The sequence below is a fragment of the Galbibacter sp. PAP.153 genome (genome assembly GCF_037029175.1).
Classification (GTDB): domain Bacteria; phylum Bacteroidota; class Bacteroidia; order Flavobacteriales; family Flavobacteriaceae; genus Galbibacter; species Galbibacter pacificus.
In genome coordinates, this window is sequence record NZ_JAZEUN010000022.1 from 23,550 (window position 1) to 41,207 (window position 17,658).

A 17,658-nucleotide genomic window follows, 5' to 3' on the forward strand; every position below is an offset into this window, starting at 1 on the left:
AAAAAAATAAAAATAGTGTAAGGACAATGGCTATTAAAGTCATATGTATGGCGTTTATTAATGGGACACATAAAATGAATTAAAGTCACATACCCCGATACTTTATAACCAAAACATGAGTGCTCTTGTAATTTTATTATGCTTTTATACGAAATATAAATAATTTAAAGTCAAATATGTATATAACATTTGTGTTGGCTGAACCTCATAAACGCCGGCTTTCCCCCATACGAATATCCGGAAAAGGGCCCTTCGGAATAAATAATCGATACCGCTAAAATAAAAAGAAGGTCAACTTTTGGCAAGATTTTCAGGCTGGGGATGAAGTTGTTGCTGGTACGGGATAAAAATACCGTTAAGGATGCTGTCCAGGGTCTTTTAATCATGCTTGTCACAGCTTACTGGATTATTTCGAACCTGTGTTTTATGATGTTTCCCTCAAAGGGGCAAGATTCAGACAAAAGGAGTCACAGGCCTTATTTCTTCATATTATAAGTAAAAAAATAATGTCACGCTTTTTTGGCATTAGGAACTAAACATAATACGCATTTAACCAAGAGTGTAAAATAAATTATATGATTGCAATTTTTTACACGTTTTCGGTCTCTACCCTAAATTAACCTATTACTCCTCCACAAGAGCAAGGCAAATAGTAAAACATGCATTGTTCTATGGAAATTTTTTAAGCTCTTCTTATCCACAATATCCGCCGTGAACGCGGTTTGAAGTATTGTTGTTAATACTAAAACATCCCTCCCTTATTTGTTATTGCCATAAAATATTCTCAAGCGTGCTTTTTCATGAGTGAACCCTTGTCATCCATTAAAGAAAATCAATGAGGTGGTTTTTCCAATTAATTTTAACATCCATTAAGTAAAAATGCCCCGTTTATACTGCCAAACAAATTGTATTTTTATATTTTAATGTACCTATACTATTTTTATACGCTTATTAATGAATACTTTACAACATATACAACATAAACTTCAAGGCTTTTTACGAAAGTATTATACCAACGAACTGCTCCGTGGGGTATTTCTTTTCCTGGCCATCGGGTTGGTTTATTTTATTTTAACCGTTCTTTTGGAATATTTTTTATGGCTGGGAACCACGGGGCGATTATTGCTCTTTTGGCTTTTTGTGGGTGTAGAGCTGTTTTTATTTGTTACGTTTATTATTGTCCCGCTGTTGTACCTGTTTAACATTAGAAAGGGCATTGACTACCAAAAAGCCTCCAAAATTATTGGTGCACATTTCCCGGAGGTAAACGATAAACTGCTCAATTTTATGCAACTTGCTAAAAATACGCAGCAATCCGATTTACTTTTGGCCAGCATTGAGCAAAAAGGTGACCAACTGCGTCCCATTCCCTTTCAATTGGCCATAAACTTTAAAAAGAACCTAAAATATGCCTGGTATACGGCTGTGCCCGTTTTTTTTATACTGATCGTTATAGTAATTGGTAAAAGCAATTTGTTTACAGATAGTTACAAACGTGTTGTAGATTACAAAACAGCATATCAACCCCCGGCACCTTTTGAATTTTTTGTGGTTAACGACTCCTTACAGGCCATAAAGGGAAGGCCTTTTGTTTTACAGATAAATACTGCCGGAAACGTTGTTCCGGAAAATGTACATATTGAAATTGACGGCACTACTTATTTGATGCAACAAAAACAGGCTGGCCATTTTGAATATGTCTTCGATCAGCCACGCGAAAACACATCCTTTCAATTAAGGGCCAACAACGTGGTGTCGCAAAAATACCAATTAGAGGTAATCCCGACACCCGGCCTCTTGTCGTTCGAGATGCACCTCGACTATCCCGCTTATACCGGAAAAACTTCAGCGGTTGTAAAAGGCTCTGGCAATACCACGGTTCCCGAAGGTACCAAAATAACCTGGTCACTTGAAACCGAAGAAACCACCAATGTCGGGTTGCAGCTTCGCGATACCAGCATTAACTTCAATAAAAAACAACAGCAATTTGACCTTAGCCATTATTTTTATAACACTACAGATTATTACATCGCAACGAGCAACCATCACTTAATAAATTACGAAAACCTGGGGTATTCCATCCGTGTTATCAAAGATCAATCGCCCGAAATAAAAGTCGAAGAAAAGATAGATTCCGCAAGCATCAATACAAAAATATACGTGGGTCAAATTTCAGACGATTACGGACTTTCAAAATTAAAACTGGTGTATTATAAACAAGGAACAGATTCCCTTCAGCAAAAAAATATAACTATTAAAAAAGGTACTTACGACCGCTTTGGGTATGTTTTTCCTAATGAGCTGCTATTGAAAGCAGGAATTCCATATGAATTTTACTTTGAAGTAACCGATAACGATGCCATACACGGGGGAAAAGTTACTAAAAGCCATGTTTTTAAATACAGAAAGCTTGCCGATGATGAACTGGAGCAACAGCAATTAACACAACAAAAAGAGAATATTGGCCGGATTGAAAATTCATTAAAAGATGCCGAAGAGCAGGAAGATAAGTTAAAAGAGATAAACGACATCAACAAACAGAAAAATCAACTAAACTACAACGATAAAAAACGAATTGAAAACTTTTTGGAGCGGCAAAAGCAACAAGATGAAATGATGAAAAGGTTCCATGAAGATTTAAAGGAAAACCTGAAGGATTTTAAAAAAGAAAACAAACAGCAGAGCGAATATAACGAGTTGCTGCAAGAACGCTTGGAGAGGCAGAAAAAAGAATTGGAAAAAAATGAAGACTTGATGGAAAAGTTGAAGGAAATTTCAGACAAAATAAACAAAGAAGAATTGGCAGAACGCTTAGCGCAAATGGCAAAAGAACAAAAGAAAAACAATAGGAGTTTGGAGCAAATTCTTGAGTTGACCAAAAGATATTACACGGCTGCCAAAGCAGAAAAAATAAAAGAGGACCTGGAAAAATTGGCCGATGAACAACAAAAATTGTCAGAAAAAAAGGAGGAAGAAAACAATCTAGAAAATCAAAATGAACTGAATAAGGATTTTGAAAAGCTTGAAAAAGATATAGAGGAACTGGAAAAGCAAAATGATGAATTACAAAAACCCATGGACCTTGGAACCGATAAGAAATTGGAAGAAGAAATAAAAAAGGAACAGGCAGAAGCAACACAAAAATTAGCAGAAAAAAAGAAGGAAGCGGAAAATACCAATCAGAATAAAAGTGAAAGCCAAGCAGGACAACAAGCCAAACAAAAGCAAAAAAATGCTGCTAGAAAAATGAAGGAAATGAGTGAAAAAATGGGTCAGATGATGCAAGCTTCGGCTCAAAATACTTTACAGGAAGATTCGGAAATGCTACGCCAGATACTGGATAATTTGGTTGTTTTTTCATTCGACCAGGAAGCAGTTATGGAGAAGGTTCAAAGCTATAAAGAAAACAGCTCAAACCTATCGGTATATTTAAAAAAGCAAAACGATTTAAGAACGGTATTCGAGCATGTAGACGACAGTTTGTTTGCCTTGTCCCTTAGGCAGCCAAAAATTTCAGAAAACATCAACCAAAACATTACCGATGTATATTATAACATGGACAAAACATTGGAACTTTTTGCCGAAAACAGGTTTTATCAAGGAATATCGCATCAACAATATACATTAACGGCCGCAAACGAGCTGGCAGATTTTTTAAGCAATACCCTCGACAATATGCAAAAAAGCCTTGCCTCTGGTTCCAGTAGCGGAAGCGGAAATGAATTTCAGTTACCGGACATTATACAATCCCAACAGCAATTAAACAAAAAAATGAAAGAAGGAATGCAAAAAGGAGAAAAGGGACAAAAACAAGGGAAAGAAAACGGGAAAGAAGGCCAGGAACAACAAGGTGAAAGCGGGAGTAAAAAATATGGAAACGAACAAATGTCTGGAGAACTTTATGAAATCTACAAACAACAGCAACAATTACGAAATGCTTTGGAAGAACAATTAAAAAAATTGCAGGGGGCCGGAGAGAAAAAACAGGCCCAACAATTAATTAGCCAAATGGAGCAGATTGAAAATGATTTATTGGAAAAAGGGTTTACCAATGCTACCGAACAAAAAATGCTTCAGTTACAACATCAATTATTAAAAATGGAAGATGCGTCTTTTCAACAGGGAAAAAAAGAAGAACGGGAAAGCGAAACAAACACCAAAGAATTTACAAACACAAGTTCGTACAAAATACCAAATTTGCAACAATATTTTAATGAAGTTGAAATATTAAACAGACAAGCCTTACCTTTGCGGCAAAATTACAAGCAAAAGGTAAACGCTTATTTTAAAAACGATGATTAATTTTCATTACGAGACCGATTTTTTAATTGAAGAAGAAGAACGCTTTTCGGAATGGGTAAAAAACATAATCCGATCGGAGGCCAAAGAAGCAGGAGAGATCAATTACATTTTTTGTGATGATGATTACCTTCATAAAATAAACGTTGATTATTTAGATCATGACACGCTCACGGATATAATCAGTTTTGATTATTCCGACGCACTCGTAATTCAAGGAGATGTATTTGTTTCTGTTGAACGCGTGAAAGAAAATGCCAAAGATTACGACATACCTTTTCAAACAGAATTGAAAAGAGTGATGGCGCATGGCATTCTACATTACTGCGGATTTAAGGATAAAACCGTAGAAGATACTAAAATAATGCGAGAAAAAGAAGAAGAAAAAATCGCCTTATTTAAATAGACTACACAACCAACACCAGAAACAGTGGGGTTTAACAATGCTGTTTCACGTGGAACAAACCCAATATTAATTATAGAAACTCAAAGTTTATGTTTGACAAAGAATATGATGTAATTGTTGTAGGTGGTGGACATGCTGGATCTGAAGCGGCAGCGGCGGCCGCCAATATGGGTTCTTCTACCCTATTGATTACAATGAATTTACAAAACATTGCACAAATGTCTTGTAACCCTGCAATGGGTGGAATTGCAAAGGGGCAGATTATTCGCGAGATTGACGCCATGGGCGGTTACTCTGGAATTATTACCGATAAGACCGCCATACAATTTAAAATGCTCAACAAATCTAAAGGTCCGGCCATGTGGTCGCCAAGAGCACAAAGCGACCGTATGCGTTTTGCAGAAGAATGGAGACTGATGTTGGAACAGACAAAAAACTTAGATTTTTATCAAGAAATGGTTTCGGGATTGATTATTGAAGACGACAAGATAAAAGGTATTAGAACTTCATTGGGGATTGAAATTAAATGTAAGTCCGTAGTTTTGACCAACGGTACTTTTTTAAATGGCCTAATACATATAGGCGAAAAACAATTTGGTGGTGGCCGTGCCGGTGAAAGAGCTGCAACAGGAATTACAGAAGATTTAATTAATTGCGGTTTTGAAGCTGGCAGGATGAAAACCGGAACGCCACCAAGGGTTGATGGCAGATCGTTGAATTTTGATAAGATGGTTGTTCAGCCAGGAGATGATAAACCAGAAAAGTTTTCGTATTCCAACGAAACGAATCCATTGAAAAAACAGAGGGATTGCCACATGACATACACCAGTGAAGAAGTTCATGATTTGTTGCGTGAAGGTTTTGATAGGTCGCCCATGTTCAACGGAAGGATAAAAAGTATAGGGCCACGTTATTGCCCTTCCATTGAAGATAAAATCAACCGTTTTGCAGATAAAGACAGGCATCAAATTTTTGTAGAACCAGAAGGCTGGGATACGGTTGAATATTATGTAAACGGGTTTTCCACTTCCTTGCCAGAAGATGTACAATTTAAAGCACTGCGTTCTGTAGCTGGTTTTGAAAATGTAAAATTCTTTAGACCGGGTTACGCCATAGAATACGACTACTTCCCTCCTACACAATTAAAACATACACTGGAAACAAAATTGGTTTCTGGATTGTATTTTGCCGGACAAATAAATGGAACGACAGGATACGAAGAAGCAGCCTCCCAAGGATTAATGGCCGGAATAAATGCAAGTTTAAAAGTACAGGAAAGAGACCCGTTTATACTTCAAAGGAACGAAGCATACATTGGTGTGTTGATAGACGATCTCATTACAAAAGGCACCGAAGAACCGTACCGCATGTTTACTTCCAGAGCTGAGTACAGAACACTGCTTAGACAGGACAATGCCGATTTAAGACTCACGCCCATGAGTTTTGAAATAGGTTTGGCATCAGAAAAAAGGTTAAGGAGAATGGAAGAAAAGGAAAGGATGTCCAGCGATTTTGTAAACTTTTTTAAGGACACGAGTGTAAAACCCGAAACCATAAACCCGATACTGGAAGAAGTAAATTCGTCGCCAATGAAACAATCGGACAAGATGTTTAAAATATTTGCCCGGCCAAATATTACATTGGACCACATGCTAAAGATAGCACAAGTAAAAGACTACGTAATTGAAAAAGAACTGGACGCCGAAGTTTTGGACCAAGCCGAAATTCAAGTTAAATATTCGGGCTATATCGAAAAAGAAAAAAACAACGCCGACAAACTAAACAGGCTTGAAGAAATTAAAATCCCGGAGAGTTTTGATTACGACAAACTAAAATCCTTGTCTTTTGAAGCCAAGGAAAAACTAAAAAAAATAAAACCGAGAACACTTTCACAAGCATCACGGATAAGTGGTGTTTCACCAAGCGATATAAGTGTCATGCTCGTCTATATGGGCAGGTAATTTTAAAGGGTTCCACGTGGAACCCTTTTTATTTGAATAAGTACTATCTTGCAATTTTAAATTTACAATGAGCAAAAACAATTCAACAAAAACTTACATACGCTGCAAAGATCATTTAGTAAGTAACGAAAGCTTCAACTTAAAAAAAACAGAAATACACGGATTGTTGCAAACAACACCACAGCCCCTACCCGAAGAAATTGGCAAATATTATGAAAGCCAACAATACATTTCTCATACAGATTCCAAGAAAAATTTAATTGACAAAATCTATCAATGGGTGAAATCCTATTCGATAAAAAACAAACATAATGTTATAAAAAAATACCACCCCAAGGCAAAATCCCTGTTGGATATTGGAAGCGGTACCGGTGATTTTATAAAGTATTTAAACAAATATTATAATTGTTTTGGAACAGAACCCAATAAAAATGCCAGGAAAATTTCAATAAAAAAAGGAAATACAGTTGTTGAAAAAACAGAAGATTTGCCACTGAAAAAATTTGATGTAATTACACTTTGGCATGTTTTTGAACATTTACACAATCCAGAGGAAGAGTTAAGGAAAATAAAATCACTGCTAAGCAATGATGGGATACTTATTATTGCAGTGCCAAATTATAGGAGTTACGACGCAAAACATTACAAAGAAAATTGGGCAGCTTACGATGTACCACGACATTTATGGCATTTTGATAAAACAGCTATGGAAACACTTCTTGGCAAAGAAAATATTTTTGTAGTAAAAATCTTACCTTTGATATTTGATTCGTTTTATGTAAGCCTGCTTTCAGAAAAAATCAAATCGGATAAGAATAATTATATAAAGGCATTTATTTCGGGCTGGAAGTCCAATTGGAAGGCAAAAACTACAGGGGAATACTCGTCGTTGGTATATTTGTGTAGGAAAAGCTAAATAAAGCCTTTTAAGGCCTCTTTACATCAAAAACATATAATTTCCTTTCGGAATTTTAAACTGTAGGGAAAGAAGATAAAAATAAGCCGTTTAAAATAGCAACTGATTATTATAATTAATAATACAATAATTTATATCTATACATAATATAAAATTTATATTTTACCGAAAATCCGATTACTTTTCTATTTTTGTCCTGAACTAAATTTTAAAATAAAAATGAAAAAAATAATATTAACTGCCGTTGTTGCATTGGTTACTTTTTCATGCCAGCAGAATAAAATTGCTTTTGTTGACAATACAAAGTTGATTAATGAATATCAAGAAAAAATAGACATCGAAGCAAAATACAAAACCAAAATAGAAACATTCGATAAAAAAACGGACAGCTTATCTAAAGCTTTCCAAAGCGAAGCACAATCATTTGAATCGGAAGCAAAAAGTTTACCACAAGCAAAAGCACAAGAAAAATACAATGCGCTGCTCCAAAAAAGACAAATGATGGGTCAGCAATTACAGATGGAAGAACAACAATTGTCTCAAGAAAGCCAAAAAGAAATAGACAGCCTCATTAAAAAAGTAAGGTCCTTTGTTCAGGATTACGGCAAAAAACAAGGATATACCTTTGTTTTGGGCTCAAACGATGCTGGTAGTGTACTTTATGGTGAAGAATCTAAAGATATTACATCCGAAGTGCTTAAGGCGCTAAACGATGATTACAAGGCAAAATAGCTATAAAACTAATTCACAGGCTGAGAAAAATCTCACTTAATAAATGAAGGTGCTTATTACAAGCACCTTTTTTTGTATCTTAATCTCGATAAAAAACCTACTGCTTTAGAATTAAAAAGCCTATATATAAAAAACTAGGCGCATAAAAGAAAAATTAATAACATTTGAAATCTCACTTTGTGAGTAAATACATAAAAATTGGACTTGCAACAATTCTAGCCGTTATAGTACTAATAATGGGCGGAAACTTATTGGTTGAAAAAAAAATAAGAGATAGACTACAAGAAATAAACGGATATAACATTGAGACCGCTTCAATTGATGTAAACCTACTTACCAGAAGCGTTTCGGCAGTAGATATAGACATCGACGATACGCTTAAAAATACTTTTTCCATAAAAAAAATAGCCCTTTCAGGTATAAGCATTACAAGCTTATTTGGATCAGATTCCATTGTAATTGGAGAACTGAAAGTAGAAAATCTGGATGCATTATTACATAGAAAAAAGAGTAGAAAAAATTCAAGCAAAAAACAAAAGCAACTAATCATTAAAAAACTAGTGCTTAAAGACACGCGTTTTACATATAAAGACACTACTGAAAAAAATATAGTTAAGACAGAAAAAATAAATGGGCACGTATTTGACCTTCATATAAATCCTGCATCTGAGCATAAAAAAATCGATTATAAAAAAATTGATTTTGAGGTTGACAACATAGTGCTTCCAATGAATTACTATCAGAATTTTTTAGTCGGAAAGCTGATATTAAAAGACGATTATATAAAAACAGCATCAGTAAAAATAAAAACCATTTACGATAAAAACGAACTTCAAAAGCATTTAAAAACAGAAAGAGACTGGATTTCGCTTACAATAGATTCCTTGAATATTTATAACTATAAGCGAGCTAAACTAAATGAAAACTATACATATTCATCAGAAAAAATTGATATCATACAAGGAAACCTGGAAGTATACCGCGACAAGGGACTTCCCGACGATACCAGGTACAAACCTTTGTACAGCAAGGCATTGAGAAATTTACCTTTTGATATTGACGTACCAGAACTGAATATCTATAAAAGCAGGATAACATATGAAGAAAAAGTAAACGATAGCCCGGGAAAAATTGTGTTTACAGACGTTTCAAGTACGATAAAAAATATAAATACGCTAAAAGAAGACGGCGAAACCCTAATAGACATAGAATCTAAATTTATGGGCGATGCCGATTTTAAGCTGTTGTGGAAATTTAATATCAACAACAAAGCAGATTTCTTTACCCTTCATGGCAAAATGGAGCATTTAAATGCAGAAAAAATAAACGATTTTGTGGAACCAAATATGAACATTATTACAAGCGGTTCCATAACGAGCTTACTGTTTGATGTTGATGCAAACGAAAATAATGCAACGGGAACTTTTCAAATGAAATATGATGATTTTGTAGTAAACATAAAGAAGAAAAATAAAAATGTGGTCAACAAATTTATATCAACAATAGCAAATATTTTTGTGAAGAATACTAAAGAAGACAATGAAAAAGTAGATATAAAAGTGGAAAGAAATAAGGAAAAATCCTTTTTTAACTATTTCTGGTTATGTGTTCGCGAAGGTACCATACAAACAGTGTTGAAGTAGATTAGAATGATAAAAGGTACAAACAAAAGACTATGGGTATAATATAGACCGTAATCTTCATAGCACCATCGAAATCTTTAGCAATACGCTGTCCAATTAAAAAAATAAATAGGGTAATTAGTGATACGATACAACTTAGAACAGCAAAATAACTGCTTTTATAAATAAGGTAATTATAAATTCCTATTAAGGAAAAAATACCCGCCAAAAGTTCTAAAACAACAATAATAAATAGTGAAATAGGCAAAACTTTAACAACAAAAGTATTTTTAAAATGTGCTTTTAAAAACAAAATATTGCCCTTCCAGTCCGAGACCTTGTCCCAAGCACTAAACAAAAAAGTAATGGCAATAAAAATTAAAAGGAAAACAACGGGTAACTCTTTTGTAAATGGCATCATTATTAACGTTCTCTAATATCCTCGATCACATTTTGAATTTTTTTCTTTTCATTTGGAAAAATGCCTTGAAGCATTAAAGCTACCCCAAAAACAACCAAAATAACACTGATAATCCTTTTTATTTTAAAAATTCTCCTCGGCGTTAATTTATTTCTTAATTGTTTGGCAAGTATTATTTTAATACAATCTACAAACAAATATGTAGCCAAAATTGTGGCTAAAAAAACAAATATACGCTCATCGTTCATTTCAAGCTTGGGACCGAAAATTATAATAATACCGAGCCAAAAACCCAATACACCAACGTTGATAAAATTAAGTAAAAACCCCTTAAAAAAAAGCTTAAAATAATTTCGTCTGACTTCTATTTGGTTAATGGCATTGCGTATGTCCCTTTTATAGTCGCTTTTTGTCTTTAAAAAACTAATTATTCCGTATATAATTAAAAGTATGCCACCAAAAATAAACAATGAAGGGTCGTCTTTTATTTTATGAAGTATTTTGTTGGTACTAAAATAGGCAATGATGATAAAAAAAGAGTCGCCCATAACAACACCCAAATCAAAACTTAATGCAGCCCTAAATCCTTTTATAGCCCCTGTTTCCAAAAGAACAAAAAAAACTGGGCCTATGGTAAAGGCCAATAAAATTCCAAGTGGTATTGCAGAAAAAACATCTTCAATCATTCAACGCTAATTACATAGTTTTCAAAACATGGGTTATTATTTGCAGTTATTCAAAAATAAAAAATCATCATAATAGATGATATGTTATGATGATTTTTAAATAATTTTTCAAAATTAAATTTTAATGTTCGTTAATAGTTCCACCAACAAAAGTCTGTTTTTCAAGTACCTTAGGGTTTCCATAAACATTAATAGTCCCCCCTACTTTAACTTTGGCGTTCATATATTCTGTTGCATTTACATTGGCTGTCCCACCGGCCTTTACAACTACATTGGTTTGTTCTGTAACCAAACCTTCTCCTTTAAACTTTCCACCGGTGTTTACAGCTACTTCTTGGTTTTTGGCAGTCCCATTTAACTTAATGTTTCCTCCCGTGGTAGCGTTGGCCTCTAAGCGCTCTACGTCCAAATCTATATTGATTTCGCCCCCTTCTTGGGAATTTACTTCGATATCTACCTGAGCAATTGTTTCTTTTGATGAAATGGAGGCATTTTCATTTACATCCAGTACATCCAGAATATCTTTAGAATACAAGGCAACAAAGGTTTTGTAACCATCAAAAACCTGGCTTATTTTCATCCGTATCTTTAGTTTGCCATTTTTATTGACAATTACAACCTGATCGGAATCCTTGCCGGAAATAACAGCTCTGTTTTTATCGGCATTAATAATGGTAACAGAAACCCCATCAAAAACCTTGACTTCATGAAAATCGCCCAGTTCCTGTGTTATGTTGTCTTGTGCCGATGCAAAACAGGATGCAAAAAGCATCATTAAAATTACTATATGTTTCATTGCTCTTTTTATTTTAATTTTTTATAAAGGTAAATGAGATATTTCATTAATAAGAAATGGAAATGATAAAAATTGTTAATATTGATTTGATTATGAATATTCAAAAACTAACTTTCAATTTTCTTTCCCGTAAGCACAAAGTCCAAATGCCTTTTGACCAAATCTGTACTTTTAAGCTTAACAAAAACTTCGTCTCCCAACTGGTACATGTTCTTGGTAACCTCGCCAACCAAAGCATATTGCGATTCATCAAAAACATAATAATCGTCTTTGATATCGCGTATCCTCACCATGCCTTCACATTTATTGTCGATAATTTCAACATAAATCCCCCATTCGGTAACCCCGGAAATGACTCCTAAAAACTCTTCATCGTAACGATCTTCCATAAATTTTATCTGCATGTATTTTATGGAATCCCGTTCTGCACTGGTTGCCAGATACTCCATATTTGAAGAATGCTTACATTTTTGTTCATACTTTTCATCGTTTACGGAAGCTCCACCGTCTAGATAATGTTGCAACAACCTATGTACCATTACATCTGGATATCTTCTAATTGGCGACGTAAAATGTGTGTAATAATCAAAAGCGAGCCCATAATGGCCAATATTATCTGTAGTATAAACGGCCTTGCTCATGGTGCGTATGGTTAAGGTATCTACCATGTTTTGCTCTTTGGTCCCCTGCACTTCTTCCAATAAATTATTTAAAGAGCTTGTAATGGTTTTTTTGCTCTTCATGTTTATCCTATACCCAAATCTTGATATAATGCCCTGTAACTGCATTAATTTTTCGTTGTCGGGCTCATCATGGACCCTGTAAACAAATGTTTTCTTTTGCTTACCAATAAATTCTGCTACCTTTTTATTGGCAAGCAACATGAATTCTTCAATAAGCTTATTGGCATCTTTGGCGGTTTTAAAATATACACCAATAGGTTCGCTTTTTTCATTTAATTGAAATTTTACTTCCACCTTGTCAAAAGAAATAGCACCGGAAGCCAAGCGTCTGGAACGCATGGTTTTGGCCATGGTGTCCAGCGTAAGAATTGCATCTGCAATGTGCTGTTCTACTTCATAGGCTTCTCCGGTTAAAGAAATATCCGCAGGAACCCTATTGCTGTTGGTCTCAATAATAGACTGCGCTTCTTCATAAGCAAAACGCCTGTCGGAATAGGTAACTGTCCTGCCAAACCATTGGTCGAGTACCTGTGCACTTTTGTTCATTTTAAAAACTGCGGAGAATGTATATTTTTCTTCGTTCGGCCTCAGCGAACATGCATTATTGGATAGGATTTCCGGCAACATTGGTACCACCCTGTCTACTAAATAAACAGAAGTTGCCCTATTGTATGCTTCTTCTTCCAGGATGGAATCGGGTGTTACGTAATGAGATACGTCGGCAATATGGATACCTACCTCGAAATTTCCATCTTCTAAGATTCTAAACGACAATGCATCGTCAAAATCTTTTGCATCTTTTGGATCGATGGTAAATGTTGGTACTTCCCTCATATCCCTTCGTTTGGAAATTTCATCTTCTGTAATGGAAGTATCCAGTTTATTGGCGTAAAATTCTACTTCATCGGGAAAACTATAAGGCAGACCATACTCGGCCAGGATAGCATGTATTTCCGTATCGTGCTCGCCCGGTTTACCAAGTACCTCAATAATTTTTCCGTAAGGAGAATCTGCATTTGTAGGCCAATCCTGAATTTCAACAATTACTTTATCACCATCTTCTGCATCACCGGTCTTGTTTTTAGGAACAAAAATATCGGTATACATTTTAAAATCGGTTGGGTTAACAAAGGCAAAATTTTTCTGCATCTGTACAATTCCCACAAAAGAGGTCCGTTTCCTTTCCAGTATTTTGGTAATCTCCCCTTCCAGTTTTTTTCCTTTCTTTCTCCTTGGAAAAACATACACCTCTACAATATCGCCGTGAAGGGCTTTGTTAAGCAAATTATAAGGTACAAAAACATCGGTATCCAAATCATCACAAACAACATAGGCGTTGTTTCTTCCAGTCATGTCTACAACACCTTCGTAATAATTTTGTGATGGTATTGCCTTGTATTTACCGCGTTCTACTTCTTCTATTCTTCCTTTTTGTTTGAGCTGGCCCAACCTTTTTATCAATAAATTTCTAGCACTGGTATCATTAATATCAATTTTTGCAGCTATTTGTTTATAGTTAAAACTCTGGTCCCTATTACTTTCAAGTACAGTAAAGATCCCTTTTGTAATTTCATTTTTCTTTTGTTTTTGAGCTCTTTTTTTTCTTTTCGTCATATAATTTAATTCTTCAAGTAAAGTACGAATTATTATACTAGTACTCTAATTATTTTTAAAAGTTAAAATTTTATTAAAATTGATGTAACAATTTTATTTTTGCAGCGTCTCTTATATTAGACACTTATCTAAATTGCATTGAAAAAGTTTTATAAAATATTAATCTTCTTTATTCTTGTTTTTTTGGCAGGCGTAATTTCTTTTGCTGGTTATATAGATTATTCTTTAGAAAGGAAAGAACACCAAAAAACCGTAAACTGCATAGAAAAAAACAGCAAGAAATATCATTCTCTCAAGACATTAATCTTCTTTTAAAAGAAAATTATCCCTATTTTAGTATACGCTCCGTTTGTAAATTAAAGGCATAAAAATTGCTTTATTTTAAAAGGAAAAAGTATTACCAATTGCATTTGTATGAAGAATTTTATCTTAGTAGCAACATATACGTATCCACATGAATATCTCGTTTTAAAATTTTTGCTGAACGAAGAAGAAATCCCTTTTTTCCTGGAAAACGAAACCATGATTGCTATTTCGCCGTTCTATTCTAATGCTTTGGGGGGAATAAAGCTATATGTGCACAAAGATTATGTTACTTACGTAAAAGAACTGATTCAGAAACTTGATACTCCAAACAACGACTTAAAAATAGTTTAAGCTGTTTTTATCGGTACAAAGTTAATCAACCAAATAATAGCTAAGACAAAAATTTTAAAAATCTTAAGAGTTATTAACTTTATAAACATATATATCTTTTTCCTTTTTTAAAATTTAAATAAAAATGGTGGTTATTATAGGGTGTTTATTTGTACAAAAACTTTTTTGGCAAACGTTTGCGAGTAATAGTTATCTTAACTTATACATAGATATTAACAAGGGTTCTAATTTTAAAGCACTGAAAAAGAATAATTTTTTGTTTTTTCTCAACAATTGTCAACAACCCAACTAACATAATTTTTTAATAATTAATTATATAAATTGATGTTAATAAGTGTTGAAAAACAGTTGATAAAATGTAGATTAAAAAGAAAAGTTTCCATTTGTATAATTAAGATTTTTTTACAAATTGAAAGTGTTTATTAGAAAAGCAAATAAATTTAATAGAATTAAATAAATAAATATCAACAAAACATATTATATTATAATTAATTGATAATTAAGTATTTGTAAAATTAAATTAACATTGCTGTTTATAAACTAAAAAAATACGAATTACTACCTTTGTTGTTCACTAATATACAAAAGGATGAAAATAGCCATAGGAAACGATCACGCCGGAACCGAATATAAGTTTGCTGTTGTTGAATTGCTTCAAAAAAAAGGGATTGAAACCGTAAACTACGGGACTGATGAAAACAGCAGTGTGGATTACCCGGATTTTGTGCATCCGGTGGCAAAAGATGTAAACGAAGAAAAAGTAGATTTTGGAATTTTGATATGCGGTAGCGGAAACGGCGTAGCCATGACCGCCAACAAATATAAAAATGTTCGTGCAGGATTATGTTGGACCAAAGAAATAGTTAGTTTGATAAAAGCACATAACAATGCTAATATTTTATGCATTCCGGCCCGCTTTACTGCAATTCCTCAAGTGCTGGAAATGGTAGAAACTTTTTTAGACACGGCTTTCGAAGGTGGCAGGCACCAAAATAGAATAAATAAAATATCCTTACACTGCTAGCATTATGGGCCATATGCACCCGCATACACATTCCCACACACCGTTAAAGGGGAGAAATCTATTTATTTCTATAGTATTAAACATTATTATAACCGTTTCTCAGGTTGTTGGTGGTATAATTTCGGGAAGTTTGGCTTTACTGTCCGATGCCCTGCACAATTTTACCGATGTGGTTTCTTTGGTAATAAGTTATGTGGCAAATAGGCTTACGGGTAAAAAAGCATCTACAAACAGGACTTTTGGTTATAAGCGCGCAGAGATTATTGCAGCTTTTGTAAATTCGGTCACGCTTATTGTTATTGCTATTTTATTGATAATTGAAGCTGTAAAACGGTTTTTTCATCCACAGACCATTCAATCGGATCTTGTTATTTGGTTGTCTATTTTAGGGATTGTCGCCAATGGTTTTAGTGTTTTGTTATTAAAAAAAGACGCTAAACGGAACATTAACATGAAATCGGCTTATTTGCACTTGCTTACGGATATGTTGGCAAGCATAGCCGTATTGATAGGCGGATTATTGATGAAGTTTTATAAAATATACTGGATAGATAGCGTTTTAACATTCTCCATTGCCGTTTATTTAATTTTTGTTGGATTTGATTTGCTACTAACTTCCACCAAAATGCTCATGCTTTTTACCCCAGATCATATAGATATAAAAGATTTGATACGGGAAGTACATAAAGTACCAAATGTTAATAAATTGCACCATATACACGTATGGTGGTTAAACGACGACGAACTGCACTTAGAAGCACATTTAGACTTTAAAGAAGATGTTACACTTACCCGGTTTAATGAAATTTTAGAGGAAATAGAAACTATTTTAAAAGCTAAATTTGGTATAAACCATGTAAATATCCAACCGGAATACAACAAGGAAGATCCAAAAGACTTCATTGTACAAGACTAAAAAGTATATAAAATGCTGGAAATAGAAGTAAAACCGTACAATGTATTGACCAAAGAAGAACTTTATGAACTGCTACAACTTAGAAGCGAAGTTTTTGTTGTAGAACAAAACTGTGTGTACCAAGATGTAGATTATAAAGACCAAAAAGCATTGCATGTATTGGGCAAAAAAGGAAATAAACTAGTTGCGTATACCCGAATTTTTAATGCCGGCGAATATTTTAAAAACCCCAGCATTGGTAGGGTCGTTGTAAAAAAAGAGGAACGAAAATTCGGTTATGGTCACAACATAGTTCAAGCTTCAATAGAAGCAATTACAACTAAATTCAATCACCTTCCAATAGAAATATCTGCTCAGTGTTACTTAATCAAGTTCTATAAAACACATGGATTCGAGCAGCTGGGGGAAGAATATTTAGAAGATGGCATTCCGCATGTAAAAATGATCAGGAATTAATCTTGATCATTTTTTTATCCATATTTAAATCGTCAAGCATGGAATTGGTAAACTTATAATGCCCTTTGGTCGTTATAATTTTAAATCTATAAGATTTCATCTTACTCAATACATCCAAAAACATCCATTTCGATTTTAATAAGTGTGGTTTTTCTGATTTTACACTGATTTCAAAAAAATGTTTAATGCCTTTTTTATCAGCCACGATATCCGGGGTAATGGTTACCTCACTCCCCTTTTTAATAAATGATTTTGGTGTATCGTATCCTTCAAGATCCGCTTTAATATTGTTAAAACCCCTGTTCTCTAAATAATTAACCGATCTGCTTAAAAACTCTGTATAATTTGCTTTGTCCGTACTTATCATAAGGTTAATATACTAAAATTAATATAAATATCAAATAATCAAGTAGTTAAATATTGTTAACGCATATTTATCTAGTTTTAGAAATACCTAACTTTAGGTGTA

At 34.0% G+C, this 17,658-nt stretch carries 14 protein-coding genes; 10 read left to right on the forward strand and 4 right to left on the reverse strand.

Annotation, left to right across the window (positions count from 1 at the left end; all coding sequences use genetic code 11):
- The first annotated feature begins 954 nt into the window (after window positions 1-954).
- The 6 genes from UXI14_RS14175 (at window position 955) to UXI14_RS14200 (ending at window position 9,957) form a co-directional block, all read left to right on the forward strand.
- Window positions 955-4,302: a DUF4175 family protein gene (locus UXI14_RS14175; RefSeq protein WP_335966708.1), complete on the forward strand. Its 3,348-nt coding sequence runs from the start codon at window positions 955-957 to the stop codon at window positions 4,300-4,302.
- Complete coding sequence (gene ybeY, locus UXI14_RS14180) at window positions 4,295-4,705, forward strand: rRNA maturation RNase YbeY (protein ID WP_335966709.1); 411 nt, start codon at window positions 4,295-4,297, stop codon at window positions 4,703-4,705. Before UXI14_RS14175 ends, ybeY begins: the two co-directional genes overlap by 8 nt.
- Window positions 4,706-4,794: 89 nt before the next feature.
- Window positions 4,795-6,666, forward strand: coding sequence for a tRNA uridine-5-carboxymethylaminomethyl(34) synthesis enzyme MnmG (gene mnmG / locus UXI14_RS14185; protein ID WP_335966710.1), 1,872 nt, complete (start codon window positions 4,795-4,797; stop codon window positions 6,664-6,666).
- A 67-nt stretch (window positions 6,667-6,733) separates the two neighbouring features.
- Entirely contained in the window at window positions 6,734-7,582 is an 849-nt protein-coding gene (locus UXI14_RS14190; RefSeq protein ID WP_335966711.1) for a class I SAM-dependent methyltransferase, read from the forward strand.
- Window positions 7,583-7,801: 219 nt separating this feature from the next.
- On the forward strand, window positions 7,802-8,314 hold the full coding sequence (locus tag UXI14_RS14195) for an OmpH family outer membrane protein (RefSeq protein ID WP_335966712.1): 513 nt from the start codon (window positions 7,802-7,804) through the stop codon (window positions 8,312-8,314).
- Window positions 8,315-8,493: 179 nt separating this feature from the next.
- Window positions 8,494-9,957: a hypothetical protein gene (locus tag UXI14_RS14200; protein WP_335966713.1), complete on the forward strand. Its 1,464-nt coding sequence runs from the start codon at window positions 8,494-8,496 to the stop codon at window positions 9,955-9,957.
- A gap of 402 nt (window positions 9,958-10,359) precedes the next feature.
- Here the strand turns inward: UXI14_RS14200 and UXI14_RS14205 are convergent, their stop codons facing one another.
- From UXI14_RS14205 to rnr, 3 genes are all read right to left on the reverse strand, one after another.
- On the reverse strand, window positions 10,360-11,043 hold the full coding sequence (locus UXI14_RS14205; protein ID WP_277900191.1) for a LysE family transporter: 684 nt from the start codon (window positions 11,041-11,043) through the stop codon (window positions 10,360-10,362).
- A 121-nt stretch (window positions 11,044-11,164) separates the two neighbouring features.
- Entirely contained in the window at window positions 11,165-11,839 is a 675-nt protein-coding gene (locus UXI14_RS14210) for a head GIN domain-containing protein (protein WP_335966714.1), read from the reverse strand.
- 107 nt (window positions 11,840-11,946) lie between these two features.
- Window positions 11,947-14,136: a ribonuclease R gene (gene rnr / locus UXI14_RS14215; protein WP_335966715.1), complete on the reverse strand. Its 2,190-nt coding sequence runs from the start codon at window positions 14,134-14,136 to the stop codon at window positions 11,947-11,949.
- A gap of 414 nt (window positions 14,137-14,550) precedes the next feature.
- Here rnr and UXI14_RS14220 point away from each other — a divergent pair, with 414 nt between their 5' ends.
- The 4 genes from UXI14_RS14220 (at window position 14,551) to UXI14_RS14235 (ending at window position 17,189) form a co-directional block, all read left to right on the forward strand.
- On the forward strand, window positions 14,551-14,793 hold the full coding sequence (locus tag UXI14_RS14220) for a DUF2007 domain-containing protein (protein ID WP_335966716.1): 243 nt from the start codon (window positions 14,551-14,553) through the stop codon (window positions 14,791-14,793).
- Between the two features lie 589 nt (window positions 14,794-15,382).
- On the forward strand, window positions 15,383-15,817 hold the full coding sequence (rpiB, locus tag UXI14_RS14225; RefSeq protein WP_277900187.1) for a ribose 5-phosphate isomerase B: 435 nt from the start codon (window positions 15,383-15,385) through the stop codon (window positions 15,815-15,817).
- A 4-nt stretch (window positions 15,818-15,821) separates the two neighbouring features.
- A complete protein-coding gene (locus tag UXI14_RS14230; protein WP_335966717.1) occupies window positions 15,822-16,733 on the forward strand; it encodes a cation diffusion facilitator family transporter in 912 nt (303 codons plus the stop codon).
- Window positions 16,734-16,745: 12 nt separating this feature from the next.
- On the forward strand, window positions 16,746-17,189 hold the full coding sequence (locus UXI14_RS14235; RefSeq protein WP_335966718.1) for a GNAT family N-acetyltransferase: 444 nt from the start codon (window positions 16,746-16,748) through the stop codon (window positions 17,187-17,189).
- Here UXI14_RS14235 and UXI14_RS14240 read toward each other — a convergent pair.
- A complete protein-coding gene (locus UXI14_RS14240) occupies window positions 17,179-17,556 on the reverse strand; it encodes a hypothetical protein (protein WP_277900184.1) in 378 nt (125 codons plus the stop codon). The two genes, UXI14_RS14235 and UXI14_RS14240, sit on opposite strands and share 11 nt — an antisense overlap.
- Between the last annotated feature and the right edge of the window lie 102 nt (window positions 17,557-17,658).

What these genes read in the sequence shown, in the direction of transcription:
- rnr (WP_335966715.1), bottom strand. Translation starts at nt 14,136, where the DNA reads ATGACGAAAAGAAAAAAAAGAGCTCAAAAACAAAAGAAAAATGAAATT.
- UXI14_RS14240 (WP_277900184.1), bottom strand. Translation starts at nt 17,556, where the DNA reads ATGATAAGTACGGACAAAGCAAATTATACAGAGTTTTTAAGCAGATCG.
- UXI14_RS14230 (WP_335966717.1), top strand. Translation starts at nt 15,822, where the DNA reads ATGGGCCATATGCACCCGCATACACATTCCCACACACCGTTAAAGGGG.
- UXI14_RS14235 (WP_335966718.1), top strand. Translation starts at nt 16,746, where the DNA reads ATGCTGGAAATAGAAGTAAAACCGTACAATGTATTGACCAAAGAAGAA.
- UXI14_RS14190 (WP_335966711.1), top strand. Translation starts at nt 6,734, where the DNA reads ATGAGCAAAAACAATTCAACAAAAACTTACATACGCTGCAAAGATCAT.
- mnmG (WP_335966710.1), top strand. Translation starts at nt 4,795, where the DNA reads ATGTTTGACAAAGAATATGATGTAATTGTTGTAGGTGGTGGACATGCT.
- UXI14_RS14210 (WP_335966714.1), bottom strand. Translation starts at nt 11,839, where the DNA reads ATGAAACATATAGTAATTTTAATGATGCTTTTTGCATCCTGTTTTGCA.
- UXI14_RS14195 (WP_335966712.1), top strand. Translation starts at nt 7,802, where the DNA reads ATGAAAAAAATAATATTAACTGCCGTTGTTGCATTGGTTACTTTTTCA.
- rpiB (WP_277900187.1), top strand. Translation starts at nt 15,383, where the DNA reads ATGAAAATAGCCATAGGAAACGATCACGCCGGAACCGAATATAAGTTT.
- UXI14_RS14175 (WP_335966708.1), top strand. Translation starts at nt 955, where the DNA reads ATGAATACTTTACAACATATACAACATAAACTTCAAGGCTTTTTACGA.
- UXI14_RS14205 (WP_277900191.1), bottom strand. Translation starts at nt 11,043, where the DNA reads ATGATTGAAGATGTTTTTTCTGCAATACCACTTGGAATTTTATTGGCC.
- UXI14_RS14220 (WP_335966716.1), top strand. Translation starts at nt 14,551, where the DNA reads ATGAAGAATTTTATCTTAGTAGCAACATATACGTATCCACATGAATAT.
- ybeY (WP_335966709.1), top strand. Translation starts at nt 4,295, where the DNA reads ATGATTAATTTTCATTACGAGACCGATTTTTTAATTGAAGAAGAAGAA.